Here is a 25119-nt window from a genome sequence, read left to right on the forward strand (position 1 = left end):
TTAATCTTAACCGATTAGCTTATTTAACGTAAGTTAACCAGTGTTCATATTTTGGATTTTTACCCTGAACTGCATCAAAGAATGTTTTTTGAATAATCGTGGTAATTGGACCACGGCGACCTTCACCAATTTGACGATCATCATATTCACGGATTGGCGTCACTTCAGCCGCAGTTCCAGTAAAGAATGCTTCATCAGCGATATAAAATTCATCACGAGTAATACGACGTTCAACCACGTCATACCCAAGATCTTTCGCAATAGTAATCACAGTTTGACGAGTAATTCCGTCAAGCGCACCACCTGCAAGATCAGGAGTATGCAATACGCCATCTTTGATCAAGAATACGTTTTCACCAGACCCCTGACATACAAAACCTTGAGGATCCATCAACATTGCTTCGTCATAGCCCGAATGCGCAACTTCCTGATGTGCTAAAATCGAAACCGTATAGTTACCACACGCTTTCGCCTTACACATAGTCACGTTAGGATGATGATGTGTAAATGATGAAGTTTTGACACGAATACCTTGTGCCATCGCTTCTTCACCTAAGTAAGCACCCCAGCCCCATGCAGCAACCGCAGCATGAATCGTATTATTGGTTGCAGCAATTCCTAAACGTTCAGAACCAATCCAGATCAGTGGACGTAAATAGCATGAAGCCAGTTTGTTCTCACGTACTACATCAATTTGAGCTTGCTCAAGCGTTGCTTGATCAAACGGGACTTTCATTTGATAAATTTTTGCAGAATTTAGCAAACGTTTAGTATGGTCTTGGAGACGGAAAATTGCTGTACCTTTAGGCGTTTCATAGGCACGGACACCTTCAAAGACACCCATACTGTAGTGTAGTGTATGAGTTAAGACGTGGATTTTTGCCTCACGCCAATCAACCATTTGTCCATCTTGCCAAATAAAACCATCACGATCAGCCAAATTCATGGCACACACTCCAAATTTTTACACAATCATTCACTCTCCAGCATCACCGTTGATGCTGGATCTATTAATCTTTGCCATAACTTGCAAACGACCTCGCGGGTATCGCGCCAGTCCGCAGCACTGACTTGCATGGATTGATTTGCAAGGGCTAGGCGGTGGCTCTCGGCTCGTTCACTGAGATAAGCGTGTATCAATGCTGTGGCATCTTCACTGGATAAGCAGCCTGCTTTAGCAGCATCTTCAAGAATTCTTACATTGTCGGAAAAATGGGCGAGATCAGGATTCGCACCACTCCATGCAAGCACCATATACTGTGCCATAAATTCGATGTCAACGATACCACCTGCATCCTGTTTTAAATGAAAAATCCCATGTTTTTTTTGTTCTGTAGAGGAACCTAGATGATCTTTCATTTTCTGGCGCATTTTTAATACTTCTTCCTGCACGTATTTTTCATCGCGAGGTTGAATCAATATCTGAGCTCGAAGCACCGCGAATTTAGCTCTTAAATCTTCTTCGCCCGCAATGGAACGTGCGCGTACTAAAGCTTGATGTTCCCAAAGCCAAGCACTCTTTAATTGATAATGTTCAAATGCCTTGAGACTAGTAACCAATAAACCCGCCTCACCAGAAGGACGTAGTCGGGTATCAATCTCATACACTCGGCCATCAAGTGTTTGTGTGGTCATTAGCGATAAAAACTTTTGTGCTACACGCATGGCGAATTCAAAACCTGTAATGGCTTTTTGTCCGTCCGTTTCGGCTTGCTCATCGAAATAGTGAATAAAGACTAAATCTAAATCGGAACCATAACCTAGCTCGATTCCTCCTACTTTACCGTAACCAATCACTGCAAAACCGTTATGCTCTAACGAGCAGCGTTGTCCTTGCGCATTTAGCGGATAACCATGCCGTTTTACCACTGTTTGATAAGCCAGATTTAAAGTGGCAATGACGCTGACTTCTGCAATATCTGTTAAAGCATCAGAGACTTTCATCAGAGGGCTTTCTGCCAGAACATCACTTGCAGCGACTGTGAGTACATTGCTCTTTTTAAATAAACGCAGTACTCGCATTTGATCTTCCACTTGATCAATTTCAATCCGCAGCAGTTGTTGACGTAAAGAATCTTCCAGATCTTTGCGCTTAGGTAACTCAAAGTCCATAGATAGAAATTCATCCAGTAACACTGGATATTGGGTCAGCTCTTCACAGATCCACGGACTCACGGTTGCCATCTTGACTAAGCGTTGCATGGCTCCTCGACTTTCCATCAGCATTACCAGATAAACTGTGCGGCGCATCACTGATTCAACCAAGGGCATTAACCGTGTGAGCGCAACTTGCGGCTTATCCGACTGTAATATCGCTTCAATTAAATAAGGCCAGAAATCTTTTAAACGCTGTACAGCTTTGGACGGTAATTTTTTCAAGGCATTGCCATGCCAGAATTCATGAATCAGATTTCTGGTTGAATCATCTAAAACCTCATCCAATCGTTGTTCCAGTTGGCTTTCTGTTTCTATAGGCGAAGCGACTTCTTCCTGAATCAGATTTTTAAATTGGTCACTCACCCGCGCGCGTTTTTCATTTAAAACCGTTAAAAATGAATCCCAAGAACTGTAACCCAGTGTATCAATCATGCGTTGACGTAATTCAGGCTCTATGGGCAACATTTGTGTTTGCTGGTCATTTAACGCCTGTATCGCATGCTCAATTCGTCTTAAAAATAAATAAGCGTCTTCAAGCTCAATCACGGCTTGCGGCTCAAGCAAACCTACTTCGCCTAAGTGGTGAAGACTGACTAGACATTGTCGATCCTGTAACTCACGCTTGGATCCGCCATAAATCAGCTGAAAAACCTGCACAATAAATTCAACTTCGCGGATACCGCCAGCACCCAACTTTATGTCATCGGCAATATTACGTCGAGCTACTTCACGCTCAATCATGGCTTTCATTTCACGCATAGCTTCAAATGCGGAATAATCCACATATCGGCGAAATACAAAGGGACGCGTCATATCCAATAGATTATCCCCCCGTTTTCCACCGCTGATAATACGGGCTTTAATCCATGCATAGCGTTCCCATTCACGTCCATGCTGAATCAGATATTTTTCCAAAGCCACATGACTAATGGCAAGCGCTGAACCATCTCCCCAGGGACGCAAGCGCATATCGACACGAAAAACAAAACCATCTGCTGTAATATGATCCAGCAAATAAATTAATTTTTGCCCCCATAAAATACAAAATTGCTGGACATCAATCGACTTTCGACCATTGGTTTCGCCTTGCTCATCAAAAGCAAAAATCAGGTCAATATCACTAGATAAATTTAGCTCCTGAGCGCCTAACTTCCCCATTCCAACCACGATTAAATCCTGAATCTGGCTATCGTAGCCAACAGGTTCGCCATGTTTTGCAACCAGTGGGACTAATGCAAATTGTTTAGCAGCACAAATACAAGCATCTGCAAAATCGGACAATTCACGTGTGAGTGTTATGACGGTAGTAAGCTGATTGGCATCTTGCCAAATCCAGCGAAACATAAGTTTGGCACGTAAAATGCGCAAAGTTCGCATCCATTGGCTTTCATTTTGAATATCTTTTAATTCTTGTTCAACTCGTTGAAAAATATCGTGTGTGCTGAGCGTATGATTAAACTGATCAATTGCATAATCTTGTTCTAAAGCCGCTTGATGTAGACTCAATACTTGTTCAGCGTATTGGCTGGCTCTTAATGTTTTTTGCAACTGCTCAGTATTCATAACAAACCTGCAACTTTTATTTGAAAATAGTTATAACAGTTGCAGGCGAATTTAGCGAAATCAATTTAAACCATTTTTGTCTCATTGGTAGTTTTTTGTTCAACCATGAGTTCATTGATTTCTGGTGCGTGCGGTAAAATTACCTTAAAGGTTGTCCCCTCTCCCTCTTTGGAATTCACTGAAATATGACCGCGATTTAAATCAACAAATCTCTTGCATAAAGTGAGACCTAAACCTGCCCCTTTTTCACCTTCGGTGCCTTTAAAACTTACAGTAATACGAGGCTGAAAAATATTCTCCATTTGCTGTTCAGTCATACCAAGTCCAGTATCTCGCACATACACTTCAACGCCTGTCTCACCGTGTAAGGCTTGAATATATACTTTACCCGTACCGTCAACATGGGTAAATTTCAAAGCATTGGAAACCAGATTTTGAATGACTGAAGTAATCATATTAATATCAGCATAGACTTTGAGATCCTCTGGAATTTCTTCAATCAGAGCAATTTTCTTTTTAATTGCCAAAGTATTTAAAACTTTAATCACAATCGATGTGGCTTGTTTAAGATTAAAGGTGATCGGATGATACACAAAGCGTCCACCTTCAGCCATCGCCCATTCCAATAAACTTTCTAATAAGTTATAAGTCGACTGCGAAGTGTCATAAAGATAATCTGCGATATTTTGAACACTTGACTCATCTAAAGTTTCACGCTCTTTTGCAAGCACCTCAGAAAAGCCCAATAACCCATGAAAGGGTGCGCGTAAATCATGCGAAATAATCGAGAAAAATTTAGTTTTACTAAAATTCAGAGCACATTGCTGTTCATAAAGTTCATTCAGAATTTCATGGTTATATTTTAGCTCAAGATAACGAGAAAAATTCATTCCATGTTCAGCGAGCATTGAAATTTTGAGAGGATCAAATGCCTGCTGCTCATCATCAAAAAACAAAGCAACTCCAACAGATTCATTATTTTTTAGAATATTCAAAGCAATAATACGATGATGATCTACACCACCTTCGCTCATATAGGCTGAAAAATCCATATAGTGCGGATGGTTTTGATCAATAAAAACTTTATCTTTGAAAAACTGCGCATTATTACGTTTTTGTAGCTTAAGCACTGCGTGAATTTTATGATCAGCATGATGCCAAAAATAAGTTTCTTCATGAAAACATAAAATTGCTTTCTGAGACCCTATCAAGTTTTTACCAAATTCTAAAAACTGTTGAATCAGATTATGTTCACTTTTTAGACCAAGGAGTAGCGATAAGCGGCAAGCACTTAGCTGATCTGCCTGATCGAGCTCTAACAACTGTAAACTCATGGTCCGCCTCATGGAGATTTTGATTATTATGAATAGAATATGGAGAATGAAAATAAAACAACGAAAAGATAAAACTTAAAAACATTATACAACTTACATTTATCAAATTTTTACCAAAAAATCAATTATAAGGGTAAAACAATCTTAAGTTTCTGATAATTTTAGTTTTTTTCTTAGACTTTAAGTGTGAAAATTAGCCACCTATTTTTAAATATTTTATTCGATTAAATTATTCAAAAAATATACTATAGGCAGCAAAGTCAGATCCTTTTTTATTCCATGATTTTCAAAAAATTAATTCATTCTCTACAACTTAATCTAAGAAAGTTAATTTTATTTCTGGCTATTTTTAGTGTACTTAGTCTGTTCATTATTTCCTTACTTGTTAACTACTATATTCAAAAAAATCAACTTATTAATAACTCGCTTTCAGTTAACATGGAATATGCCTCAAAAATTGCTAGAGGAACAAATAGTCACTTTAAAATCATGCTGAAAGAACTTGACTACAGCGCCAAACAATTAGAGCAGTCATTTGGAAATGAAAAAGCATTACAAGCTGAAGTTGATCGTCTGAAATTTCAGTCTGACTACTTTAATAGTGTAATTATTGCTGATCAACATGGAAATATACGGAGTTTTGCACCTGAGCAACTCAAGCTAAATAAACAAGTAGTCAATCATACCTTGGGCTTTGAAATGTCACTAAAAAATCAGACAACGATAGTGACGCCGCCCTACTATTCGATCAAAAAGAATCTGGTGATTTTTTTATCACAACCTATTTTTGATCAAAATAGACACTATTTAGGTTTTATCGGTGCTGCGATTTATCTCAAAAAAGATAATATTCTCAATGAATTACTTACCATGAAATATGGCTATAAAAATAGTTATATGTATGTCATTGATGGTAATCAACATATTATTTTTCATCCAGATGAAAAACGTATTGGTACTTTAGTTAGCCCAAATACTGGACTAACAACTATGATGAAACAGAAAAATGGAAAAATCCGACTCACCAATAGTCAGGGTGAAGATAATTTGGCAGGTTTTGCACATATCCCAACCACCAACTGGATTGTAGTTTCTCAACAGCCAACGCACGAACTTTTGGCACAAGCCTCTTCAATTATTGTGAAAATCATTGCGGGAATGTTGTTTTTTTATCTGTTTATATTTTTTATTGTTTGGAGAATTTCTTATTTAATTTCAGATCCTTTAGCCCAACTTGCCAAAATGGCAAGTCATTTAAATGCATCTACAACAGAGCATAAAATTAAGGAAATTGATCCGTGGTATTATGAAGTCCTCAGATTTAAATTATCCTTATTGCTAAGTTCGCAACAGTTTAAACAGAAAATTTCTGAATTAAATTTTTATGTAAATACGGATCCTCTTACAGGTTTTTATAACCGACGAGGAATGGAACTATTTTTAGATGAATTTATTAAATCTGAAACTCATTTTTTTGTAATTTCTCTTGATATTGATCATTTTAAAAAAGTAAATGATGTCTATGGACACGAAAATGGCGATCAGGTCTTAAAAATTATTGCAGAAAAAATTAAGGGTTTTTCTCGGGATATTGATGCCTGCTGCCGTATCGGAGGCGAAGAATTTATTATATTGGCACCCAACTCTGACTCATCAATTGGTGTTATGGTCGCTGAACGTATTCGGGAAGCGATTGCAAACACAGTGATTCCTGACATTGGTAAAGTGACAGTTTCAGTTGGCCTTGCACATTGGCCTAATTCTGCCCGTGACATTAAACGTGTTTTTAAGCTCGCTGATGAAAAATTATATGAAGCAAAAGCAGAAGGTCGTAATAGAGTTAAATCTTAAAAAATAAAAGCCATACCAGATGATTACTTAGGGTATGGCTAACTTTATAGATAATAAAGCCATTTTAAAAATTTATTGACTGACTATTTTATAAATACGATTACTATTTTGACTTTCAAATAAAAGCTCTGTAGAGGGTAGAATAATTTCCTCATCCACTTCAATTTTTTCAACGCGTTGATATAAGCTTAATGGCTCACCTTCGGGTGTATTTTGCTGCTCCTTGATTGTAGCTTTTGCATCATACAGTTGATCAAACTGGTCTTTGACTTTGATTTCAAGCGTCGTCATGATTTTTAACCTATGTTTATCCTTAACCTGTATATAGCATAGTTTTTTTGCTATAAACTTTATCAGTTGTTAAATTTTATGGCAATGTTTCAACATGTAAGTCCGCATTGGTGAAAAAATGACAGATACGATGAAAGCGTTTTCTTTTGCTTATTTAGTCTTTTAATAATGAAGAATTTAGTAAATACTGGTCTACGATAACAAAAAAACCCCGAAACCTTTGATATATAAGGCTTGGGGCTTTGGAGAATCATAAGATTCTGAATCTTGGTCCCGAGGGTCGGACTCGAACCGACACGTCATCGCTGACAGTGGATTTTGAGTTCCATGATTTATACAAATACATGAAAACACACCACAACAACAAACAACATATCTCATTGTTTTTAATAAATATACCCAAAGATTCACTGACAATCCACAACAGTTCAGATCACTAAAAAACAATCTTACAGTCTACAGAAAAGCTACAGATTTTTTTTGTAGACTTTATATTTACATTTAGTTCATTACAAAAATTCTGATAATTACTAAGTGTACGATACCTTTTCTTTGGACTTGTCGGCATATTTGGGATTATTGGTTCAATTAAATTAGCTGCTATTGCAGGATTTAAGTAATTCTTTTGGAATGTTTCTCGAATTTTCTTAGTTATTTTATTTCTAAGCTCCAGCCTAGCTAAAGTCCTAGATACTGAAAGTAGCTTCCAAGAAATGAGTGCGGCAGGATTAGAACCCGCATGGATTTTTTAATTATGCTTCGGCGTTTGTATTATTAGCAAGTTCAGCTTTGATCTTGAGCAATCGTTTCTTATGGTTAGGTGCAGTTGGAATATTTCTCTTGCTCACCATTTTTATAGTCCATCACTTTTGGGCAATGATAGGCCATCAAGCTAATATTTCAATGTATTTTGCACTCGAACATCTAGCTGTTATCGGTGGATTAATGTGCGCTGCTATTGCTAGCTATTTTAGAAACAAGTCAAAAAATAAATATGCTTAATCTTTTTAATCAAGTATCAATGTCAAATTATTTTTATTTATAATTTTATTGTGATTATAATATCAATTTTTTTCAATACAAATTAATTTCTTATTAAATAAAAACTATATTAACAAGTAATATGATTTTTTCCATTACTGGACGTGTCTAAACGAATTAAAAATTTTCTAATTTTATATCCTATTTCTGTGTTTCTATTGATATGTATTACTTAACCTATTCGGTTTGTGTATTTATGGGCATAAGGTTTTCCTTAGCTCTAGCAATCAACACATGCTGTTCAGTTATTTACTCAACCAAAGAAGAATATTAAAAACTTTCAAAAAAAATTATTTTAATTATAAATCAGCGTAATAGTTGCCTGCGCTTGTACAAGCGTTGCAGGTACAGCAGCAACATTGGAATAGTAACGCGCTTTGAATGCTTTAGAAACCGTGCCACCAGATCCAATGGTCCCAAAACTAAAAAAGCTAGTTGAATTATCAATACTTTTTGGAGCAATCGGTAAAGCGCTTCCAGCACTGTCGGTAATTTGCACCGAAACATTATTAGAATAGGTATTTTTTAATAATCCGCTTGTATTACTTGCAGACGCATTATTATTATCAGTTAACAAAGCAACCAGCGTTTTGCTAGTATCATCTGAACTACAGCCACTGACATTCACTGTAAATGAAGTATCCCCCACAGTTTGACCTACCGCAGTAAAACTACTACTTGGTACAGTAGGCAAAGTAACATTAATTGCTGCACCATTATTAATTACACAAGTGGATTTTGTAATTTGAAAGGTAGAATTTGTTAGTACGATTGATGTAGTTGCAGTAGTGCTAGCAGAACCTTTTGCAGAAAAATTACCCAATTTTAAATTTGAAATCGTATAGGTCCCTGCGGTATTTCCCAAACCCGATACCAATAGTCGGACATTTTGTAATCGCAAGCCACGCGTATCACTAGTGCCTGTATAGAACTCATAAGAGGTAGTTGCACTATTGATCCAGAATTCCGTTGCAGCATCCTGATTATCTTTGATGCTAAAAGCGATATAGACTTTGATATTGGCCGAGGCTACTGACGGCGTAATTTTAGTAGAAGGGATCTGATAATAGGTATAACCATCTTTAGAAATTGTGCTACTAGTCGTTAAGTCAGTTACTCCATTCATAGTAAAAGTACTCGGACCTGATCCACTACATGAATCAATCGGTTGAGGTGATGAAGCAGCGATGGTTTGAGATACAAGCTGTAGATAAGCATTATCGCTTTGTGCTTTAGTTAGATTTGCAGCAAAATTAACAGGGTTAGTTCTGGTAGTACAGACTGCATGACTTTTGGAAGCAAAAGCCAATAGACACATCAAGACTAGCGCTATTTTCTTATACATTTAATGGCACTCCATATTAATAATATCTAATTGACTATTCTTTTTCTTCACCACCGAACTAAATTCTGTTAGAGGAATATTGCAGCTTTGTTTTAAGTGATCTCCCCATATGACTTTTAAAGGCTCTTTTAAATCACGAATATCATGGGTAAGTAAGGATTGATTCGATTGCCCCATCAAACCAATTAACTGACCACTTGACGTTTCAATACGACTTCCCATAGGAAACTGTTGTGTGTTTTTACTATAAATGCGCATTAAAATATTACTTTGTTGATTCGCTTTGAAAGTCGCAAGGGTTGAACTATACATACGCGGAATCACTTTAGTTTGGTTACCGTCCAAAGTAATTTCAGGGGGTAATTGATCTGGATTAATAGAGAGTGTATTGATCGAATAGGCAGAAGCATTTGGATAAATTGCATTCCCCCAACGATCAAGTTTTATACCCCATGCATTTTCAACACTCGCACCAGCACCCTGATCGACATGAATAATAGTATAAGTATCTGCTGCCGTATTAGTCGCCGTAATACCGTAGCGATGCGCTACAATTGCACCCTGTGCTGAAAGTGAATATTGAGTATCTTGATTACCATGATAAACAGTTGCTCCTAAATTCACATGAGGCAATAAATAATTTACATTGGCATTGTATGAATTATTGGTGCTGCCATCATAACGATTGGACGTTGCCCCTATCCCAAAGTTAAGATTGTTATTATAACCTGCTGTACCAGACAAATAAGCGCCAAAGCTATCGCTATCACGCCCCTGTTGTTCATCATGCTGATAGGTCGAGTTAAGGTTGAGATTAGACTTACGAAAGTCGAGAGGTAAAGAAAGACTGACATAAACACTTCGATCCTTGTCGAAAGTGTTCTCTTTATAATTAGTTTGAGAGAATCCAATCGAATAAGACATGCGTTTCCATGAATTGCCATAACTCAGATTATATTGATACCGATTATTATCGCTATTCCAATAGTCACTTACTAAAAAACCTAGACTAAACGCTCCCATTTTCGGATTATCGAAGCTCTTACTTAAACTAAAATTGATCTGATTCCTTAAATCTGCCGTTAAATATAAATCATTTAATTCATCCGTATTTAAATAATTGTAATTTTTATAAGAAAGTAGGTTGGATACTGATAAATAATGTTGTGTTTGAGTTTGCGCATTGGCATAAAAATTCATTTTATATGCAGGAAGATAATAAGAATAGTCCAACGCAATTTTTTGACCATTATAGTCCTGATCCCGCCATTTAGCGCGGCTTGCACTTGATTTGATACTTATCCCGCCCAAAAAGGTATTTAAGCCTGCTCCCAGCAATATTCCCTGATAATCTTGAGTTAAATTGAGCCCACTCAATAGTGTTAAATAATTATTTAAACCATAGTTATAACTACCTTGTAGCACACTATCATTAGTCAATTTTTCAATAGTTTTATAATTTCCAAGCGCTATACTAAATGTCTTTTGTCCTGACTTTAATAAATTCATATTATTTTGTACGGGAATTATATAAGTTTTCTTCTCGCCGCCATTCTCTGTAATTTCTAGTGTCATTGCCCCTGAGGCAAAAGATGTTAAATCAGTAATACGAAATGGACCCGCAGGAACTGTTCTCTCATAGATTTTTTGACCATTTTGAAAAACTCGAACCAATGCATTGGTATTTGCAACGTTTTCAATTACAGGTGCATAGCTACGCATTGACCAAGGCAGCATCGACAAATCTGAAGCAAGTTGTACCCCTACGATTGGCAAACTTTCAGTTTGTAGACTAGATGTATTAAACTGTCCTCCACTTATACGCGCATTTATCGCAGTGATATCACGGTAAATTACATTTTGATAAGAACGATATTTTCCTAACCCTGAATCATTCGAGTCAAAATTTCCTGCATGACGAAAATACCAACCGTTTACATTTAAGCCTGCTGTTAATGCCAAATATTTGCTGTCTTCCTGATCATTTTGGTTAAAATTGGCATTATAACCAATAAAAGCAGACGTAATGCCTGAATCAAATAATGCGGGATCAATGTAACCCTCTGGTCGATCTATAACAAATTTTTGAGGGATGTAAATCGCAATTTTTTGAGTCGATAAATCAAAATCATAATATGCATCTGGACTAATATCTTTAATGGTCAAGCAGTCTTTTTTAGCCAATGAGGCCAAATAGTGTGACTGCAAATCCAGACGTTTTAGTATATCGGCATCGATACATAAAACTGCGGTTGGGTTCGCATCCAGATGCTTAAACAATAATTTTAGTTCACCAATCGAACGATCATTGACTGTCGTATCTACGATATAAGTGCCTTCGGCAACATAATTTGCACTACGAAATATCGATAGGTCAACACTTTGACTCTGCCCACCAAATAATGAAGCAGAATTAAACGTTAAAATATTTTTATTATTTTGCGCCAATATTTTATCTGGATTCTGACTGGAAATATCTGATTCAGAAACAGCATAAGACTTACTTACAAGGAGAATAAGTAATAAAAAACTACTCGAATATCTGATTTTCATACCGTTAAATACTCTGTGAGTGTTTATTTATTTCACCTCAAAAGTCTGATTGCCGCCTAAATCATTAATAATGGTATAACTCATTTGATCAGGCTTAAACTTCAACTGAAACTTATTCAATGTTTGTTGTGAAAAAGGCGACAGCATAACGGCATCTGCATTATAGCTTGCTGTTTGGCTTTGATTTTTAAAATCTGCTTTGGTAACTGTGACAAAATAAGGCGTCGGATTATCCAAAGTGACAGATTGAGTACTGTTATTGTAGCTATAGCGAATACTGGAAAATGCTTTATCGGACGACATTTTTAAACTAGTCGGACGGTAAAATAGTTTGATACGGCTACGCACATTAAAGGTAAGTATATTTTTACCTTCGTTTGCCGGATCCTCAGGAGGAATATCCAACATATTGAACCAGTACAAGGACTCACGATCTTGCGGTAAAGTAGGTGAACCAGTAGGTATAATTCGGATAATCTGCCCTTTTTTAGACTCGACACGAGATAAAGGTGGCGTAAGCACAAAAGGAATTTGATCAGCCGCGGGGATACTGCTCATATCCCCCTGATCAATCCATGTTTGTACTAACGCCGGCGTAGCAAACTCGTTACGTAATTGCACACTGACACTTTTAGCATTGGAAGGAAAAATAATGCGAGTACCATCTATGCTTACCCCAGCATTTGTATAATGGCTAATCAAGAATATCGAAAGAATAAAACTGAACCTACGCATATTTTTCCTCAAACTTAAAGGATTAGTTGTAGTTCAAAATATAGTTAACAACAGAATTTACCTGCTGAGCAGCAGGTGTTGCTGTAGTTGAATAATATTGTGCCTGCATATTCCAAATACCACTTGTGGTCGTTGTCGCATTACTATTTGTTAATTGATTCGTTAAAGCAAAATCAATAGGGGTAGTTACTGAAGCCAATTTAAGTTGGGTATTTACTGTTGAGCCTGAAACCGTATTAACCAATCGAGTTGTATCGCCAGCTACATACTGAGCTGAATTTGTAGGTCCACCTAGAGTAATCCCTTTAAGACCCGCAACAGTCACTGCATCACATGCAGCAGTCCCAGCAGCATTTGTTAGTGATAAATTAAAATTAGTCGCCTGAACTGTACTGTTTGCTGCTGCAAATGCTGAATTCGGTACTGTCGGAAGTGTTACAGTCACGTTCTGTGAACCAGCACCAGCCGTACCACCGCCCGTTAAAGTACACGTACTAGTAATGACTCGACCATTAATTGTAATCGTACCATCGGTAGCAAACACAGACGTCGTTGCACCAGCAGTACATAAAGTTGTTGCAAGTAAAGCTAAATTAAGTTTTTTCATCACTGAAACCTTTCAAATCAATTGAATTTTTTTACAGAAACAATTTATGTAATGATCGAAAAAAGTTATGCTTCGTGATTTAACTTTACTTTCTAACAGATTTGACTTAATTACAATAAAACAAAACTTTTTTTCATTACGCCTACATAATACACAAAATTATGTGACATAAAACACTTTTCAAAAGAAAATTGATAAAAAAACAATGTACTTTTAAGTCATTTTTTTAACAAGATCAAATCTAAATATTGATATAAAGCTTTTATATTTTTCAATTCTTTGATTGCACTGACTACTGTAATCCTTTATAGCTACCCTGTAACCGTGCTCAGTATGAGGATGGATCTATAAAAATTATGACTTGGTATAGGGAACAAGTAAAAATGGTTGAATACTTAAAATATCTTCATTGATAGAACAAATATCTAATAATTTAATTGTTAGATATTAATGAATAGTAGGATAAAAATAAGGTTCTATGTGGACTGCTATCACTTTCCTAGACAAATCTCCTCTATTCTTTGGACTACCACAAAGGATTCTGAACTCATACTCAACACCTAAACATGACAAATAAGATTTCTAAAAATATCATCAAAAGTTTTAATTCCTAGAATTAAAAACCATCAAAAAGGCCGCGCTTCTTGATGGTGGTTATGGACTATGTTTAGATTAAAATCTGCTGATTATTAATTAAATCATTCAAACTGCTATTCACACTGTTCAAGGTCAACAATAAGCTACTGTTGTCACTTGACCCTATGTTGAATTAGTTGACATAGTAAATTTCCTTCATTTGAGTATTTAATAAGTTCAATGCGATTGAACATATTTCCTTACGTTGTTTGGCAAATAATTCTTCTTTATTTGGTATACCTACCCCCATCGGCTTTCCATCTAAAATTATGTATAAACCATTCCATTTAAATCTTCCCATATGTTCTATACATGGCTCATTTGTTATATCAGAGAAGCGCCCACCTAATGCTGCTTGTTGTGGAGAACCAATATAAATAGAAACTCCTCCATTCTGAATATCCTTATTATTTCTAAAATCACCATGAGGGTTTTTTCTTATCATTTCTTGAATATCTTTTGGATAATAAAAATGAAGACCAAAGGAACTGTGGTATTCCTTTGGAATAATAAAAAAACGCCCCCCCCATTTTTGTATTGTATATTTATTTTGGTCTACTTTAGGTAGTCGCCTTATATCTTCCTCTGTAAAACTATTTGATTTCTCTGCTATAATACGTTTTTCACTTCCAACTTTATTAGAAATAGAAATATTTTGCTCATTCTCTTTTAAAGGTATATACTTAGGTAAAAGCCACACCATAAAAATAAGTAAAAATAAACACCATATAAATCCTTTTGAGGGTCTATATTTTTTCATTATCATCTCTACCTTTTTAATAAATTAAAATTTGGTTAAATTTAATTTATTTACAAACTATTTAGAAAACATTTTTTTCAACATCTGCCTTATCATGTACAGCAGCAATTTGATCAATATGTACTTGACTAAGTTTAGTTAAAATAATGTATTTCCTTTACTTCTTCATTTAAAATTTTTAATGCAGTTAAACAAACATCTAAATATTGATTATCTGTAATTTTTTTCGAATAGGTATTAGCATCAATATTAATAATAATTCCATTCCACTTAAAAAGCTTCCTAAATGTATCTGACTTACATGCCATATCGCTACTCAAATAATCAGCTTTACGATTATAATATTGAGGTGAGTACATAAAAACTCGAAACCCATCTTCCATCACAATATTATCTTTCCATTTTTTTTCATTAGCTTATCAATATCTCCAACTCTGATAGTAAGCCCATTAGCACCATAATATTCTCTTGGTATTAACCAAAAACGACCATTACGTTTCATTAAAGCATATTTACGAGAGTCAAATTTTGGTAGCCTGGCTATATCTTCACCTGTATATTTATCAAAATTTTCCGCAGCTTTACGTCTTTGATAATCCATTTCCCCTTTAATCGCTTGCTCCTGTCTTTTTTCTGTTAAAGGAACGCACTTATATAAAAGCCATGCTGTAAAAATAACTAGAAGTAAAGCCCATATAAAACCTTTTGATGGTCTATAGTTTTTTGTTTTCATTTTTCCACCTTTAATAATTTTTTTGGTCTCACTTTCTCAACCTCATTAAACAAACTAAATGTCTGATTCACATAATTCACCACACCAGAGATTTGATCCATATAGTGCATCAGCTCAGGTGTTTTCTCAGCCTGTAGCAGTTTTATCGTGCGTGATGGATCATAACCATCAAACTGACAATAAAATAAAGGTTCACCTCTTTTTAAGATCAAATCCTTTGATGTGTCATGCCATTCAAATGCCCACATCAACGGACGAGGCCAAATATGGATGGGAAACCGCCCACCAAAAATTGTGCCCGGCAAATGATTTTTACGGTAATGTCCAAAAGCATCCAGTTGAGTGAGATACACCACTTCATCAGCGATAAAACAATAAGGCAGTTTGAGTTGTAGAATTGGAATATTAGGAGTACGCCACTCATTCTCATTAACCAGTGTAATGAGCTCACGTAATTTATTTGTGCGTACGGGTGACTGCTCCCCCAATACATTGATAATAGAGGGCTTTCCTTGTGTATCTCTAGCAAAACGTAAATGAAAATCAATATGTACATTTTAAGTTATTTTTAAGTTTTAATTTCGTATATTACGCTTTTTTAGATTGTTTTCCATACAGAACTGTCTTTTATTTTTTAAGTTTATGACTAATGGTAAATGATCATATCGATAAATAAGTTTGACTTATTTAAATAAAAAAATGGGATATCAAAGTAAGGGAGCATAGGCTCCCTAATCAACTTAATTCACCGCTCTCACACTCTGCATTAATCCTTTGTGAATATCCTGCACATGGGTCAAATCATGGGCTTGCTGCTGTTCTGATCTGGATTCATCTGTATAGAACTCTTCAACAATATCTAGCCCCTCTTCACTATTCACCTCAAACCTTGCATTGCTATAACCTTGCCGTGCCACATAATCCAAAGCTTCCTGATAAAACCCACTCTGCTTACTTTGCTGATCAATTTCTTTTGCTGTTTGAGTTGCATGTTGAAGGTTGATACCATCACGTAGTGTTAAATCTACGTAATACACAGGAGTACGATAGCTTTGTGTGGTGGACTTGCCCCTCAAAGTCAATTGCAGTGGCAAACACGAGAGTAAGCCATTAGAAGCTGCATGGTAATAACTCAGTCGTGCTGCTAAAGTCCGAATGCTATTAAAACCTGTGGTTCTAAAGATAAAGGTGCCTAGTTCATCTGCTTCATCTAAATTGACATGTAAACGTCCATAAGGCTTACAGTGACCGCCTTGTGCTAATGAGCATAAATCAGGAGATGGACATGGATGTTGTTCTACCCCTTGGTTGGTGAGTCGCTGACACGTTTCACCATTGCCGACACAAACAGGTCGCCCTGTTTGTCGATCAAATAAACTGTACTCTGCTCGTAGATTGAGTTCAGGATCATTAAAGATCATGCGTACTGGAATGGTTCTGAGTTTTTGGTTTTGATTGGGTGCTTTAGCTCTGAGCTGTTCATCTAAAGGATGTTTCACCCAACCCTCTTTATTTTGGATTTGGCTGGTAATGGTAAATTGGTCATCCTTTTCAGGCAGACGTTTACCATTCTTTTCGACCACTTTACCAATACTGATTCTGCCAAGTATTGGCGGTGTAATCGCTAAACCTTTGATCATGTTGTTTGTCCTATAAATAAAATTTTACTGCATACCCCTTGTTATGTAAGTAAACAGAAATATGAAAAGCTACGACTTCGCAAAAACCGCCATTGTTGGTCTATCGCTCCTTCGGGAGTCGGTAGATCGGGGGTGGTTTTTTTGCGCTTTTGGGAAGAATGGATATTTCATCTATATATAGTGAGTGATATAGATGTATGGTTTAGATAGAGTCAGTCATCATCGCTATAGATTTGAAAACGTCGTGTCCCTGCTTTGTTTTGCGGAAATTCATTGATCAATTCAGGATGCAGTTTAAGTACCGCTTTGCTATCTAAAGCAATGGAGTCTTTAGATCGCTTCCATGTGACTGAACCTGTGGCAAAAGTCGCTCGTTCCGCATCCTTCATCAACATCTGAATTTGATGTTTGGTTTCATCAAAGTTGTTTTGGTGGATTTCAATGTGATGCTTCTCTTTCAACAATTGGCTAAATAATCGGTTGGCGTGCTCGTTTTGACTAAGGTCTTCCACGGTTAATGGCACATGTTGAGGGTAGAGCTGTTGAATGGCTTTGGCCGCCGATTCACTGGCATCGACATCAGGTGGTGTATCTTTTTCGACACATTCCCAAAAGTAACGTTTCGCATTAATGATGTGCTTAATCACGGTTTCACTGCGTGTGACTTTATAGATACGGCTTTCATGTCCACAGATCAGTACACAAATATGGGCTGCCTGTTTACCTGTCACAGCCAATTGATGTTGTACTTGGCAGAGTACATAGAGAGGCACACCATCTCGCCACAACTTTGCACCATGTTCACCTGCGGTTTTACATTCTAAAATCTGGACTTCATCACTGCCTACGACCGAGTAATCCAGATTCGCCAACATAAAATGCTTATCTGCTTCGGGATGTTGCAGCACTGCATTGATACGACGGACTTTATTGTTGGTGTGCATGCTGTAATATTCAGCGACTAAAGGTTCAAGTTGTTTGCCCCAATATAAAGGTGCATGACCTGAACTTTCATCTTCAATGGATTGTTTGACTCGTCCTGTCTTGATCATCCATAGTTCAAGCATCGACATATAGGGATTGAGTCCACACGCTGCGGCACAATCACTACTACCAATACCTTGTCGACGAACTTCCAACCATTCGGCTTGAGTCATGTTTTTAGTGTTGACTAAACGTTTTGCAGTAAACAATTTTGGGGCAATAAAAGGCGTACTTGCCTGTTGAAGCGATGGATTTAATATTGCTGTATTCATGTTTAATTCCTGATTTTTTAACGGTATAATTGGCGGTATAAAAGGATGTGGATCACAAAAAATCGGCATAAAAAAACCACCGCCGAAGCGATGGTTTTCATAATTTTTAAAATCTAAAATTATCTTTAAAAATGCTCAGTTAGGTCTAACTTTCCATGGCTGAAATTTAGTTTTTTACATGATCAAATCATGCTTAACGCTTGTTCCAGTCCTCGTTGTTTCATGGCTGCGCCTGCACCGAACCAAGCTGAATCAAGTCGATGATCGTTACTCATGGCTCGACGTTCGTGATCGATAAATTCCGTGATCGAACAGAGTAATCCATAGGCGGTATCTTTGGATGAAGAGAGGCTTGCACCTCGCCCCTGACCGTTAAACATCTCCATTGCTCGACTCATAGACTTAGCATTCGGTTCAGATTTTTCTTTTCCATTGGCTTGCGCTTGGGTAGCGACATCTCGATAGAACTGGATGATATTGTCCTCTTGGTCTGCAATGCTCATGCTACTCATGGTGGTGTTATTAAACACGGCATCGAAATAAGCAGCAGCTTCATACTGAGTGACTTTACGCTGACTCAGTTGTTTCATCTCATACATGTGTTCATCCCATGCACGCACAGAAATACCGAGTTGCTGTTTAACCTTGTCTGCATCAAACTTGGTACTGTGAGGGACTTTGACCACGCCTGCGCTGCTGTTTTGTCCTTTTAGGGCAATGGCTAAAGTGTTATTACACACCACTCGAATGGATGTAAATTGTGCCGTAGTTGCCAATGTTCCATCACAAGCAGTAGCAAGAAGAATGTAGCCATTGCTGACATCTTTGCCTTTTAACATCGATGTTTGTCCTGTACGTGCCAATGCCCAGAACTTTTTACCGCCTTTGAGCACGCCTGCGGTTTCCAGTTCAAAGCCTGATTGCTCAGTCAGGTCACGATAGAATTCTAAAATCTCTCTCGGCTGAACTTCCTGAAAGCGTTGACTGACGACTGATAACGGTGCATGAGTATCTGAACGATACAGAACTCGCTGTTCTTTATAAGGCATGATGATGCTTTGCCCCTTTTCATTCTGCGCTATGTAACTGACATTGGAAGATTCGATACGCCAATCCATGCCTGCTTGTTGTGCCCAGATTTCGATGGGTTGGTTTTGAGTCAACTGATTACCTAGACCATGCCACGGGGTTTCACCGACATAGGCCATTTGTTCAATTTGATGTGCCATGCTTTTATTCCTTTTAATTTGAAAATGAAATTTGAATCTGTATGAATGAAAAGCTGTTTAGCTTGAATTCATTTAATGCAGTAGATGACTTGGAAACTTTTGGTAGCAGTTATGGCAGAAACATAAATTCTGTTGTGATGGTGCGCTTTGTTCAGTGAATGAATTCAATACACTTCCCAAAACTGTTCCTGCGATTCCACCAACAATCGGCGGTAGATTAAAAGACTTTGCGACTGTGGTTCCCAATGCACCCAATGTGGTTGGGGTGACCAAATTAGATAAGGTGGTCGTTGATTGTTGTGTACTTGCTTCAACTAACATCACATTTGTTGAATGACAAAAGGGACAGCTCAAGCTCATCGCTCGACTCCTTAAATTTTGGGCATAAAAAAACCTGCTCAAAATTGAATGGCAGGCTATGTTTTCATATTTTCATGTGATCTCAAAAGAGCCTCATGATTCTCATTAGGATGTTATGTATTTGAAATTATTTGGAATGTAGTCATTATCGGAGTGATTCTTTACGAGCTAACATAATTACGACACTATCCATTTGAAAACTCAGCCAATTCAATTGATTTTGATTTACAAACTAGAAAGTACTGAATTAGCTAAATTTTGCAGTTCTTCTTCGATTAAGAACAAATTTTGTAAATCACCATTTAAAAGTGGCTCACTATCTAGATTTGTACAATCGCCCATACCATCCAGAATTCCGAGTACATTAGATGTTGTGTCTACCATGATCTGTCGAATGATCGTAAAAATACATCAGACTCTCTGGCAAGGCATCAAATCACTTTAATGCATTTTGCCAATATGAATCTGTGGCTTGTTCAACCGCTGTATGGTTGGAAAGCTCCTTGTAAATACGATTAATTAAAACTTTTTAGATGGATCAGGCAAAAGGTTTTTATTTAAATCAATTCATTCTGAGCCACAATGAAAGAAAGTTTGTGCCAAGAAGTTCCATCTAAAGAAGGGTTAGATCTAATTCACCCTTTTCTATTAAATAAGACATTCATTTTATTTAATTGCACAATGATGAGAACGAGGCTAAAATTGAGAATAATTATTATTTAAGAATTCCAGTTGCATTATGGCTAATCTTGTTGAGCATCTTTATCAAGACCATCATCAATGGTTATGTCATTGGTTGTCTAAGAAATTGCACAATAAATACACTGCTGAAGATATTGTTCAAGATACCTTTGTGACAATTATTGAAAAACCGCAGCAGATTCAAAACATTCAGGAGTATCGAGCATTTTTACTCACCGTTGCCAAACGCAAACTGTTTAATTTTTGGCGTAGACAAGATCTTGAAAGAGCTTATTTACAAAGCTTACAGGACGTTGGCATAGAACAGGATAGTATTGTTGCTGATCAATTATGCTTGATTCAAGATACTCTTATTCAGATTGATCAATTCTTGGATGGTTTACCCTTATCTGTACAACACGCTTTTTTACTTAAAAAACTGGAACTTTTAACCCACCCTGAAATTGCCCAAATTATGGGTATTTCTTTAGCAAGCGTTGAACGTTATATCAAACAAGCTACAATTCATTGTTTACTGCAACGTAAAACTATGCTGAATGATTAACGATCCATCCTCCCATACATCCAAACAAGACATAGATCCAGTGATGCTTAAAGCGATCGACTGGATGGTGTTATTAGAATCTGGTCTGGCAACCCAAGAAGATCATCAAAATTTTGCATTATGGTTAGATGAAAACACCAAAAATCAACACGTATGGCAAGAATTACATCAAAGTGTTGATCAGCCCTTTCAGCAATTGCAGCAACAGAGTCTAGATGCAAAATTACCGATTAAGGCAGTAACCCAATCTGTTCTACAGTCAAATAAACAACATATTAAACGAATGATTAAGGGTGGTATCTCTTTCATTGTTCTCATCGGTTTGGGTACTTTCGTCTGGTTACAACAAACTAGACCTCTATCATTTCTACAAGCAGATTATTACACCCGAACAGCAGAACAAAAACAGATTCAACTTGAGGATGGTAGCAGTATTACTCTGGCAGCGTATTCAGCCATCCGAATCGAGTATAGTCAACATAACCGGGATATTTATCTACTGGATGGAGCATTAATTGCTAATGTCAGTGCAGATAAGCAACGACCATTTATCGTTCATACAAAACAAGCGCACATGCAGGCACTTGGTACAGAGTTTATGGTCACTCAACATACCGATTATAGTGACTTGGCAGTACTAGAACATACAGTTAAAGCAAGTAATTTACATCAATTTAAAGTGGTGCAACAAGGTCACTCCATCCGTGTAGATCAATATCAGATCCATGAGCTACCTACAAAAGCTTCAAATATGGCAAGCTGGAAAGATGGCATTTTAGAGGTTGAAGATATGCCATTATCAGCATTTATTGATTTAGTGAAGCCGTATCATCACGGTACGATTTACGTGAGTGATGACATCAAAAATATGAAAGTTTATGGTGTGTTTTATCTGGATGATACAGATAAAATTCTGCAAGTCTTGCAAACCACACAACCAATTAATATCTATAAAAAGCTAGGACTAGTCTATATTTCCAAACAAGATCAGAGAAACGTGCAATAAAAAAATTTCAAAATAATGGTATCTGCTGAGGGGATTTGTCTTTCTCAAGTGACATATAAGGTGAACAACAAAATTTTAGTTGATTACTGGGGACAACCATATGCCATTTCATCGTTATCATGTACTCGCTTTTGCAGTCGTAGCATGTATGCATCAAACTGCATTTGCTCAAAGTTATATTTACAACATTCCGTCTGCCTCCCTGTCGCAAACTATGGCACAGATTGCCCGCCAAAATAGTGTTAGTCTGAGTGCTGATCCTGAATTATTAAAAGGCAAGATCGCCCCAACTATTAGAGGTAGCTACGATATCGATACTGCTTTCAATTTGGCCTTGGCAGGAAGTGGCTTACAACTCATTAAGAATTCTGATGGTACGGTCTACAGTTTGAAAAAGTTGGAACAACAAGAAAAGTCAGAAACCCGAAATGTGGGGCAGCTTAAAAAAATTGATGTAACCGCAACAACTTCTAGGAATAGTAATACAACCCAATTACCTGTCATCACAGTGAATGCTGAAAAAGATGGCAGTGCCAAAAATGGTTATCTAGTTAAAAAAATAACGGGGGTGGGACTTTGGGGAGAAAGAGACTTACAGGACACCCCTTATTCAATGACAGTAATTTCACAAGACTTGATTGAAAATGTACAAGCCAATGACATGGCACCAATTTTTAAGATGAATCCAATTACGCAAGATGGTGGTGATCAACCTTCAGGCAACTACAATACAGTCATTCGTGGTTTTTCCTCAAACAATGCAGTTATAAATGGAATACCTTTAGCAGATTTTTATAGTTTTACAACCATGGAAGATTTAGAAAGAATCGAAACCATTAGTGGTGCAACAGGATTTTTATATGGCGGTGGAAGAGTTGGTGGTGCGGTCAATTATGTGATGAAAAAGCCGACGCTAGAAAATAAAAGAAGTATTACTATAGGAAACTATGGGGGTAAACAATACTACGGACATCTAGATTTAAGTGGGCAGATAGATAATCAAAATATTTTTGGATATAGAATAAATGCCCTATATCAAAATGGTGATAGTGTTGCAGATGTTGGAAAAAAACAAAAATTTATTAGCTTAGCTTTTGATTATAAGCCAACAGATAATTTTATAATGGATTTTAACTATGCATATAGAGACTTAAATAGAATAAATCAAAAATTACCCTTTGTGATCGGAGCAAATACAGCTCGTCCAAAACTTGATGTCAGTAAAAATTATTCACCAGATTTTGTATCAACTGATGAAAAAAGTAATAGATTTATTAGTAGTTTAAAATGGGATATAAATAATATTTTTACACTTAGAAGTTCACTTCTTTATGAAACATCAGATAGAGATGTTATTGGTGATGCATTTGCTTATACAAGAACAGATGGTTTATATAATGCTTTACTATATCGCTTCCCAAAAGGTGGGCAAGGATTTGAAAGTTATGCAGGAAATGCTTATTTAGATAGTAAATTTGAAACTTTTGGAATAAATCATCTTTTAACTATTGGCTATTCTGAAAGTTACATGAAATATAAAAGAGATAGAAATTGGTATGTTGGTGATTATTGGTTAACTGAAAAAACATTAGATGAAATAAAAAATACCATTATTCCAGCAAATCCAAATCCACAGGGAGGAAGAGTAGCTAGTTGGAAAACACAATATAAAAATATATTAATAGGCGACGATATAGTATTTAATGACCAATGGAGTGCGCTAATTGGGGCAAACTACGCTACTGTAATAAGTACAAATTATAATAATGGTATAAAAGACTCAAAATATGATAAATCAGAATTAACACCGACATTATCTTTGATGTATAAACCCTTTGAAGATTTAACGACCTATGTAACTTATATAGAAAGTTTAGAAGCGGGAGAACCTGTAGGAGATGATTATAAAAATGAAGGTGAAATTTTAGAGCCATATAAAAGTAAACAATATGAAGTTGGAGCAAAATATACTCTAAATAAAAATGTATTATTAACTGCTGCTATATTTAGAATAGAAAAAGCAAATAGCTATGAAGATAACACAACCACACCCAAACCAACTTTGACCCAAGATGGTGAACAAATCCACCAAGGATTAGAACTCACAGCAACAGGAAAAATTACGGATAATCTAACTATTCTTGGCGGAACAACATTGATGGATTTAAATGTTGAAAAAGCTGAAAATAAAGCAATTGAAGGTAACAAGCCAACCAATGCAGCATCAAAAATGGCAAAAATCTATGCGGAATATGCTGTGCCTCAAATTGAAGGTTTAACAATTAGTGGTGGGGCGTACTATACAGGTGAAAAATACGGAAACAGCTTGAATACAGATAAAATTCCTAGTTATACTTTATTCGATATTGGGGCACGATATAGGACCCTTATCGCAAAATACCCAACTACTTTTAATTTAACATTATCAAATGTAACTGGTAAAAATTACTGGGCAAGCAGTACTTATTTAGGCGATCCGAGAACAGTCGCTTTTTCTGTTAAAACACAATTCTAAAAAATTCTATCCGTCTTATTTTATTAGCAGGGGCTAGAGGCATAACCACACAAAACTCGAAGCCCCAGTCCTTCCGTTATCTAGTACCCTGCCAACGAATCATTCTTAGTATCATAGACACAAAACAGCCTCAGTTTGAAACTACCTCATAGGCTTCTGGACTTATCGCATTTTGATACGAATGGCATTTAATCGGATTGTAAACATTTCAATAATAATCAAATACATCTGTACGTTCCATTGCTCAAAAATGGGTAGTAA

Annotated in this window: 19 protein-coding genes and 2 pseudogenes; 4 read left to right on the forward strand and 17 right to left on the reverse strand. The window is 36.6% G+C overall.

The window, feature by feature from the left end; genetic code table 11:
• Nucleotides 1-19: 19 nt before the first annotated feature.
• The 3 genes from IAE19_RS08780 to IAE19_RS08790 form a co-directional block, all read right to left on the reverse strand.
• A complete protein-coding gene (locus IAE19_RS08780) occupies nucleotides 20-946 on the reverse strand; it encodes a branched-chain amino acid transaminase (protein WP_200460567.1) in 927 nt (308 codons plus the stop codon).
• A gap of 26 nt (nucleotides 947-972) precedes the next feature.
• Nucleotides 973-3720 (reverse strand): bifunctional [glutamate--ammonia ligase]-adenylyl-L-tyrosine phosphorylase/[glutamate--ammonia-ligase] adenylyltransferase, encoded by a 2748-nt coding sequence (gene glnE, locus IAE19_RS08785; protein WP_200460568.1) that lies wholly within the window; start codon nucleotides 3718-3720, stop codon nucleotides 973-975.
• A 65-nt stretch (nucleotides 3721-3785) separates the two neighbouring features.
• Entirely contained in the window at nucleotides 3786-5054 is a 1269-nt protein-coding gene (locus tag IAE19_RS08790) for a sensor histidine kinase (protein WP_200460569.1), read from the reverse strand.
• A gap of 279 nt (nucleotides 5055-5333) precedes the next feature.
• Between IAE19_RS08790 and IAE19_RS08795 the strand changes: the two genes are divergently transcribed.
• Nucleotides 5334-6905 carry a sensor domain-containing diguanylate cyclase gene (locus IAE19_RS08795; protein ID WP_200460570.1) on the forward strand — a complete coding sequence of 524 codons (1572 nt, stop codon included), beginning with the start codon at nucleotides 5334-5336 and terminating at the stop codon, nucleotides 6903-6905.
• A 72-nt stretch (nucleotides 6906-6977) separates the two neighbouring features.
• Here IAE19_RS08795 and IAE19_RS08800 read toward each other — a convergent pair whose 3' ends face one another.
• The 14 genes and pseudogenes from IAE19_RS08800 to IAE19_RS16610 form a co-directional block, all read right to left on the reverse strand.
• The gene (locus tag IAE19_RS08800; RefSeq protein ID WP_200460571.1) at nucleotides 6978-7196 is read right to left on the reverse strand and encodes a hypothetical protein; all 219 of its coding nucleotides are present in this window, start codon (nucleotides 7194-7196) and stop codon (nucleotides 6978-6980) included.
• Nucleotides 7197-7734: 538 nt separating this feature from the next.
• A pseudogene (locus IAE19_RS16595) lies at nucleotides 7735-7836 on the reverse strand (Fic family protein); the annotation flags it as partial.
• Between the two features lie 696 nt (nucleotides 7837-8532).
• Nucleotides 8533-9582 carry a thin pilus adhesin subunit AcuG gene (acuG, locus tag IAE19_RS08805; RefSeq protein ID WP_200460572.1) on the reverse strand — a complete coding sequence of 350 codons (1050 nt, stop codon included), beginning with the start codon at nucleotides 9580-9582 and terminating at the stop codon, nucleotides 8533-8535.
• Nucleotides 9583-12135 (reverse strand): thin pilus assembly outer membrane usher AcuC, encoded by a 2553-nt coding sequence (acuC, locus tag IAE19_RS08810; RefSeq protein ID WP_200460573.1) that lies wholly within the window; start codon nucleotides 12133-12135, stop codon nucleotides 9583-9585.
• Nucleotides 12136-12162: 27 nt separating this feature from the next.
• Nucleotides 12163-12870, reverse strand: a complete 708-nt coding sequence (acuD, locus tag IAE19_RS08815) for a thin pilus assembly periplasmic chaperone AcuD (protein WP_200460574.1) — start codon at nucleotides 12868-12870, stop codon at nucleotides 12163-12165.
• Nucleotides 12871-12892: 22 nt separating this feature from the next.
• Nucleotides 12893-13477 (reverse strand): fimbrial protein, encoded by a 585-nt coding sequence (acuA, locus tag IAE19_RS08820; RefSeq protein WP_200460575.1) that lies wholly within the window; start codon nucleotides 13475-13477, stop codon nucleotides 12893-12895.
• Nucleotides 13478-14246: 769 nt separating this feature from the next.
• Complete coding sequence (locus IAE19_RS08825) at nucleotides 14247-14873, reverse strand: hypothetical protein (RefSeq protein ID WP_200460576.1); 627 nt, start codon at nucleotides 14871-14873, stop codon at nucleotides 14247-14249.
• 382 nt (nucleotides 14874-15255) lie between these two features.
• On the reverse strand, nucleotides 15256-15606 hold the full coding sequence (locus IAE19_RS16605) for a hypothetical protein (RefSeq protein ID WP_227612141.1): 351 nt from the start codon (nucleotides 15604-15606) through the stop codon (nucleotides 15256-15258).
• Nucleotides 15603-16163: pseudogene (locus IAE19_RS08835) on the reverse strand (hypothetical protein); the annotation flags it as partial. The pseudogene IAE19_RS08835 and the gene IAE19_RS16605, both read right to left, overlap by 4 nt.
• Before the next feature lie 183 nt (nucleotides 16164-16346).
• Entirely contained in the window at nucleotides 16347-17246 is a 900-nt protein-coding gene (locus tag IAE19_RS08840; protein ID WP_200460577.1) for a hydrolase or metal-binding protein, read from the reverse strand.
• A 212-nt stretch (nucleotides 17247-17458) separates the two neighbouring features.
• Nucleotides 17459-18502, reverse strand: a complete 1044-nt coding sequence (locus tag IAE19_RS08845) for a YqaJ viral recombinase family protein (RefSeq protein WP_200460578.1) — start codon at nucleotides 18500-18502, stop codon at nucleotides 17459-17461.
• A 182-nt stretch (nucleotides 18503-18684) separates the two neighbouring features.
• Entirely contained in the window at nucleotides 18685-19731 is a 1047-nt protein-coding gene (locus IAE19_RS08850) for a DUF932 domain-containing protein (protein WP_200460579.1), read from the reverse strand.
• Between the two features lie 72 nt (nucleotides 19732-19803).
• On the reverse strand, nucleotides 19804-20091 hold the full coding sequence (locus IAE19_RS08855) for a hypothetical protein (RefSeq protein WP_200460580.1): 288 nt from the start codon (nucleotides 20089-20091) through the stop codon (nucleotides 19804-19806).
• 225 nt (nucleotides 20092-20316) lie between these two features.
• Nucleotides 20317-20475 (reverse strand): hypothetical protein, encoded by a 159-nt coding sequence (locus IAE19_RS16610; protein ID WP_227611078.1) that lies wholly within the window; start codon nucleotides 20473-20475, stop codon nucleotides 20317-20319.
• A 355-nt stretch (nucleotides 20476-20830) separates the two neighbouring features.
• Here IAE19_RS16610 and IAE19_RS08865 point away from each other — a divergent pair, with 355 nt between their 5' ends.
• The 3 genes from IAE19_RS08865 (at nucleotide 20831) to IAE19_RS08875 (ending at nucleotide 24858) form a co-directional block, all read left to right on the forward strand.
• A complete protein-coding gene (locus IAE19_RS08865) occupies nucleotides 20831-21337 on the forward strand; it encodes a sigma-70 family RNA polymerase sigma factor (protein WP_200460581.1) in 507 nt (168 codons plus the stop codon).
• Between the two features lie 43 nt (nucleotides 21338-21380).
• Nucleotides 21381-22343, forward strand: coding sequence for a FecR family protein (locus IAE19_RS08870; RefSeq protein WP_200460582.1), 963 nt, complete (start codon nucleotides 21381-21383; stop codon nucleotides 22341-22343).
• Nucleotides 22344-22443: 100 nt separating this feature from the next.
• On the forward strand, nucleotides 22444-24858 hold the full coding sequence (locus tag IAE19_RS08875) for a TonB-dependent siderophore receptor (protein WP_200460583.1): 2415 nt from the start codon (nucleotides 22444-22446) through the stop codon (nucleotides 24856-24858).
• The last annotated feature ends 261 nt before the right edge of the window (nucleotides 24859-25119 follow it).

Source organism: Acinetobacter sp. S40 (assembly GCF_016624705.1).
Taxonomy (GTDB): Bacteria; Pseudomonadota; Gammaproteobacteria; order Pseudomonadales; family Moraxellaceae; genus Acinetobacter.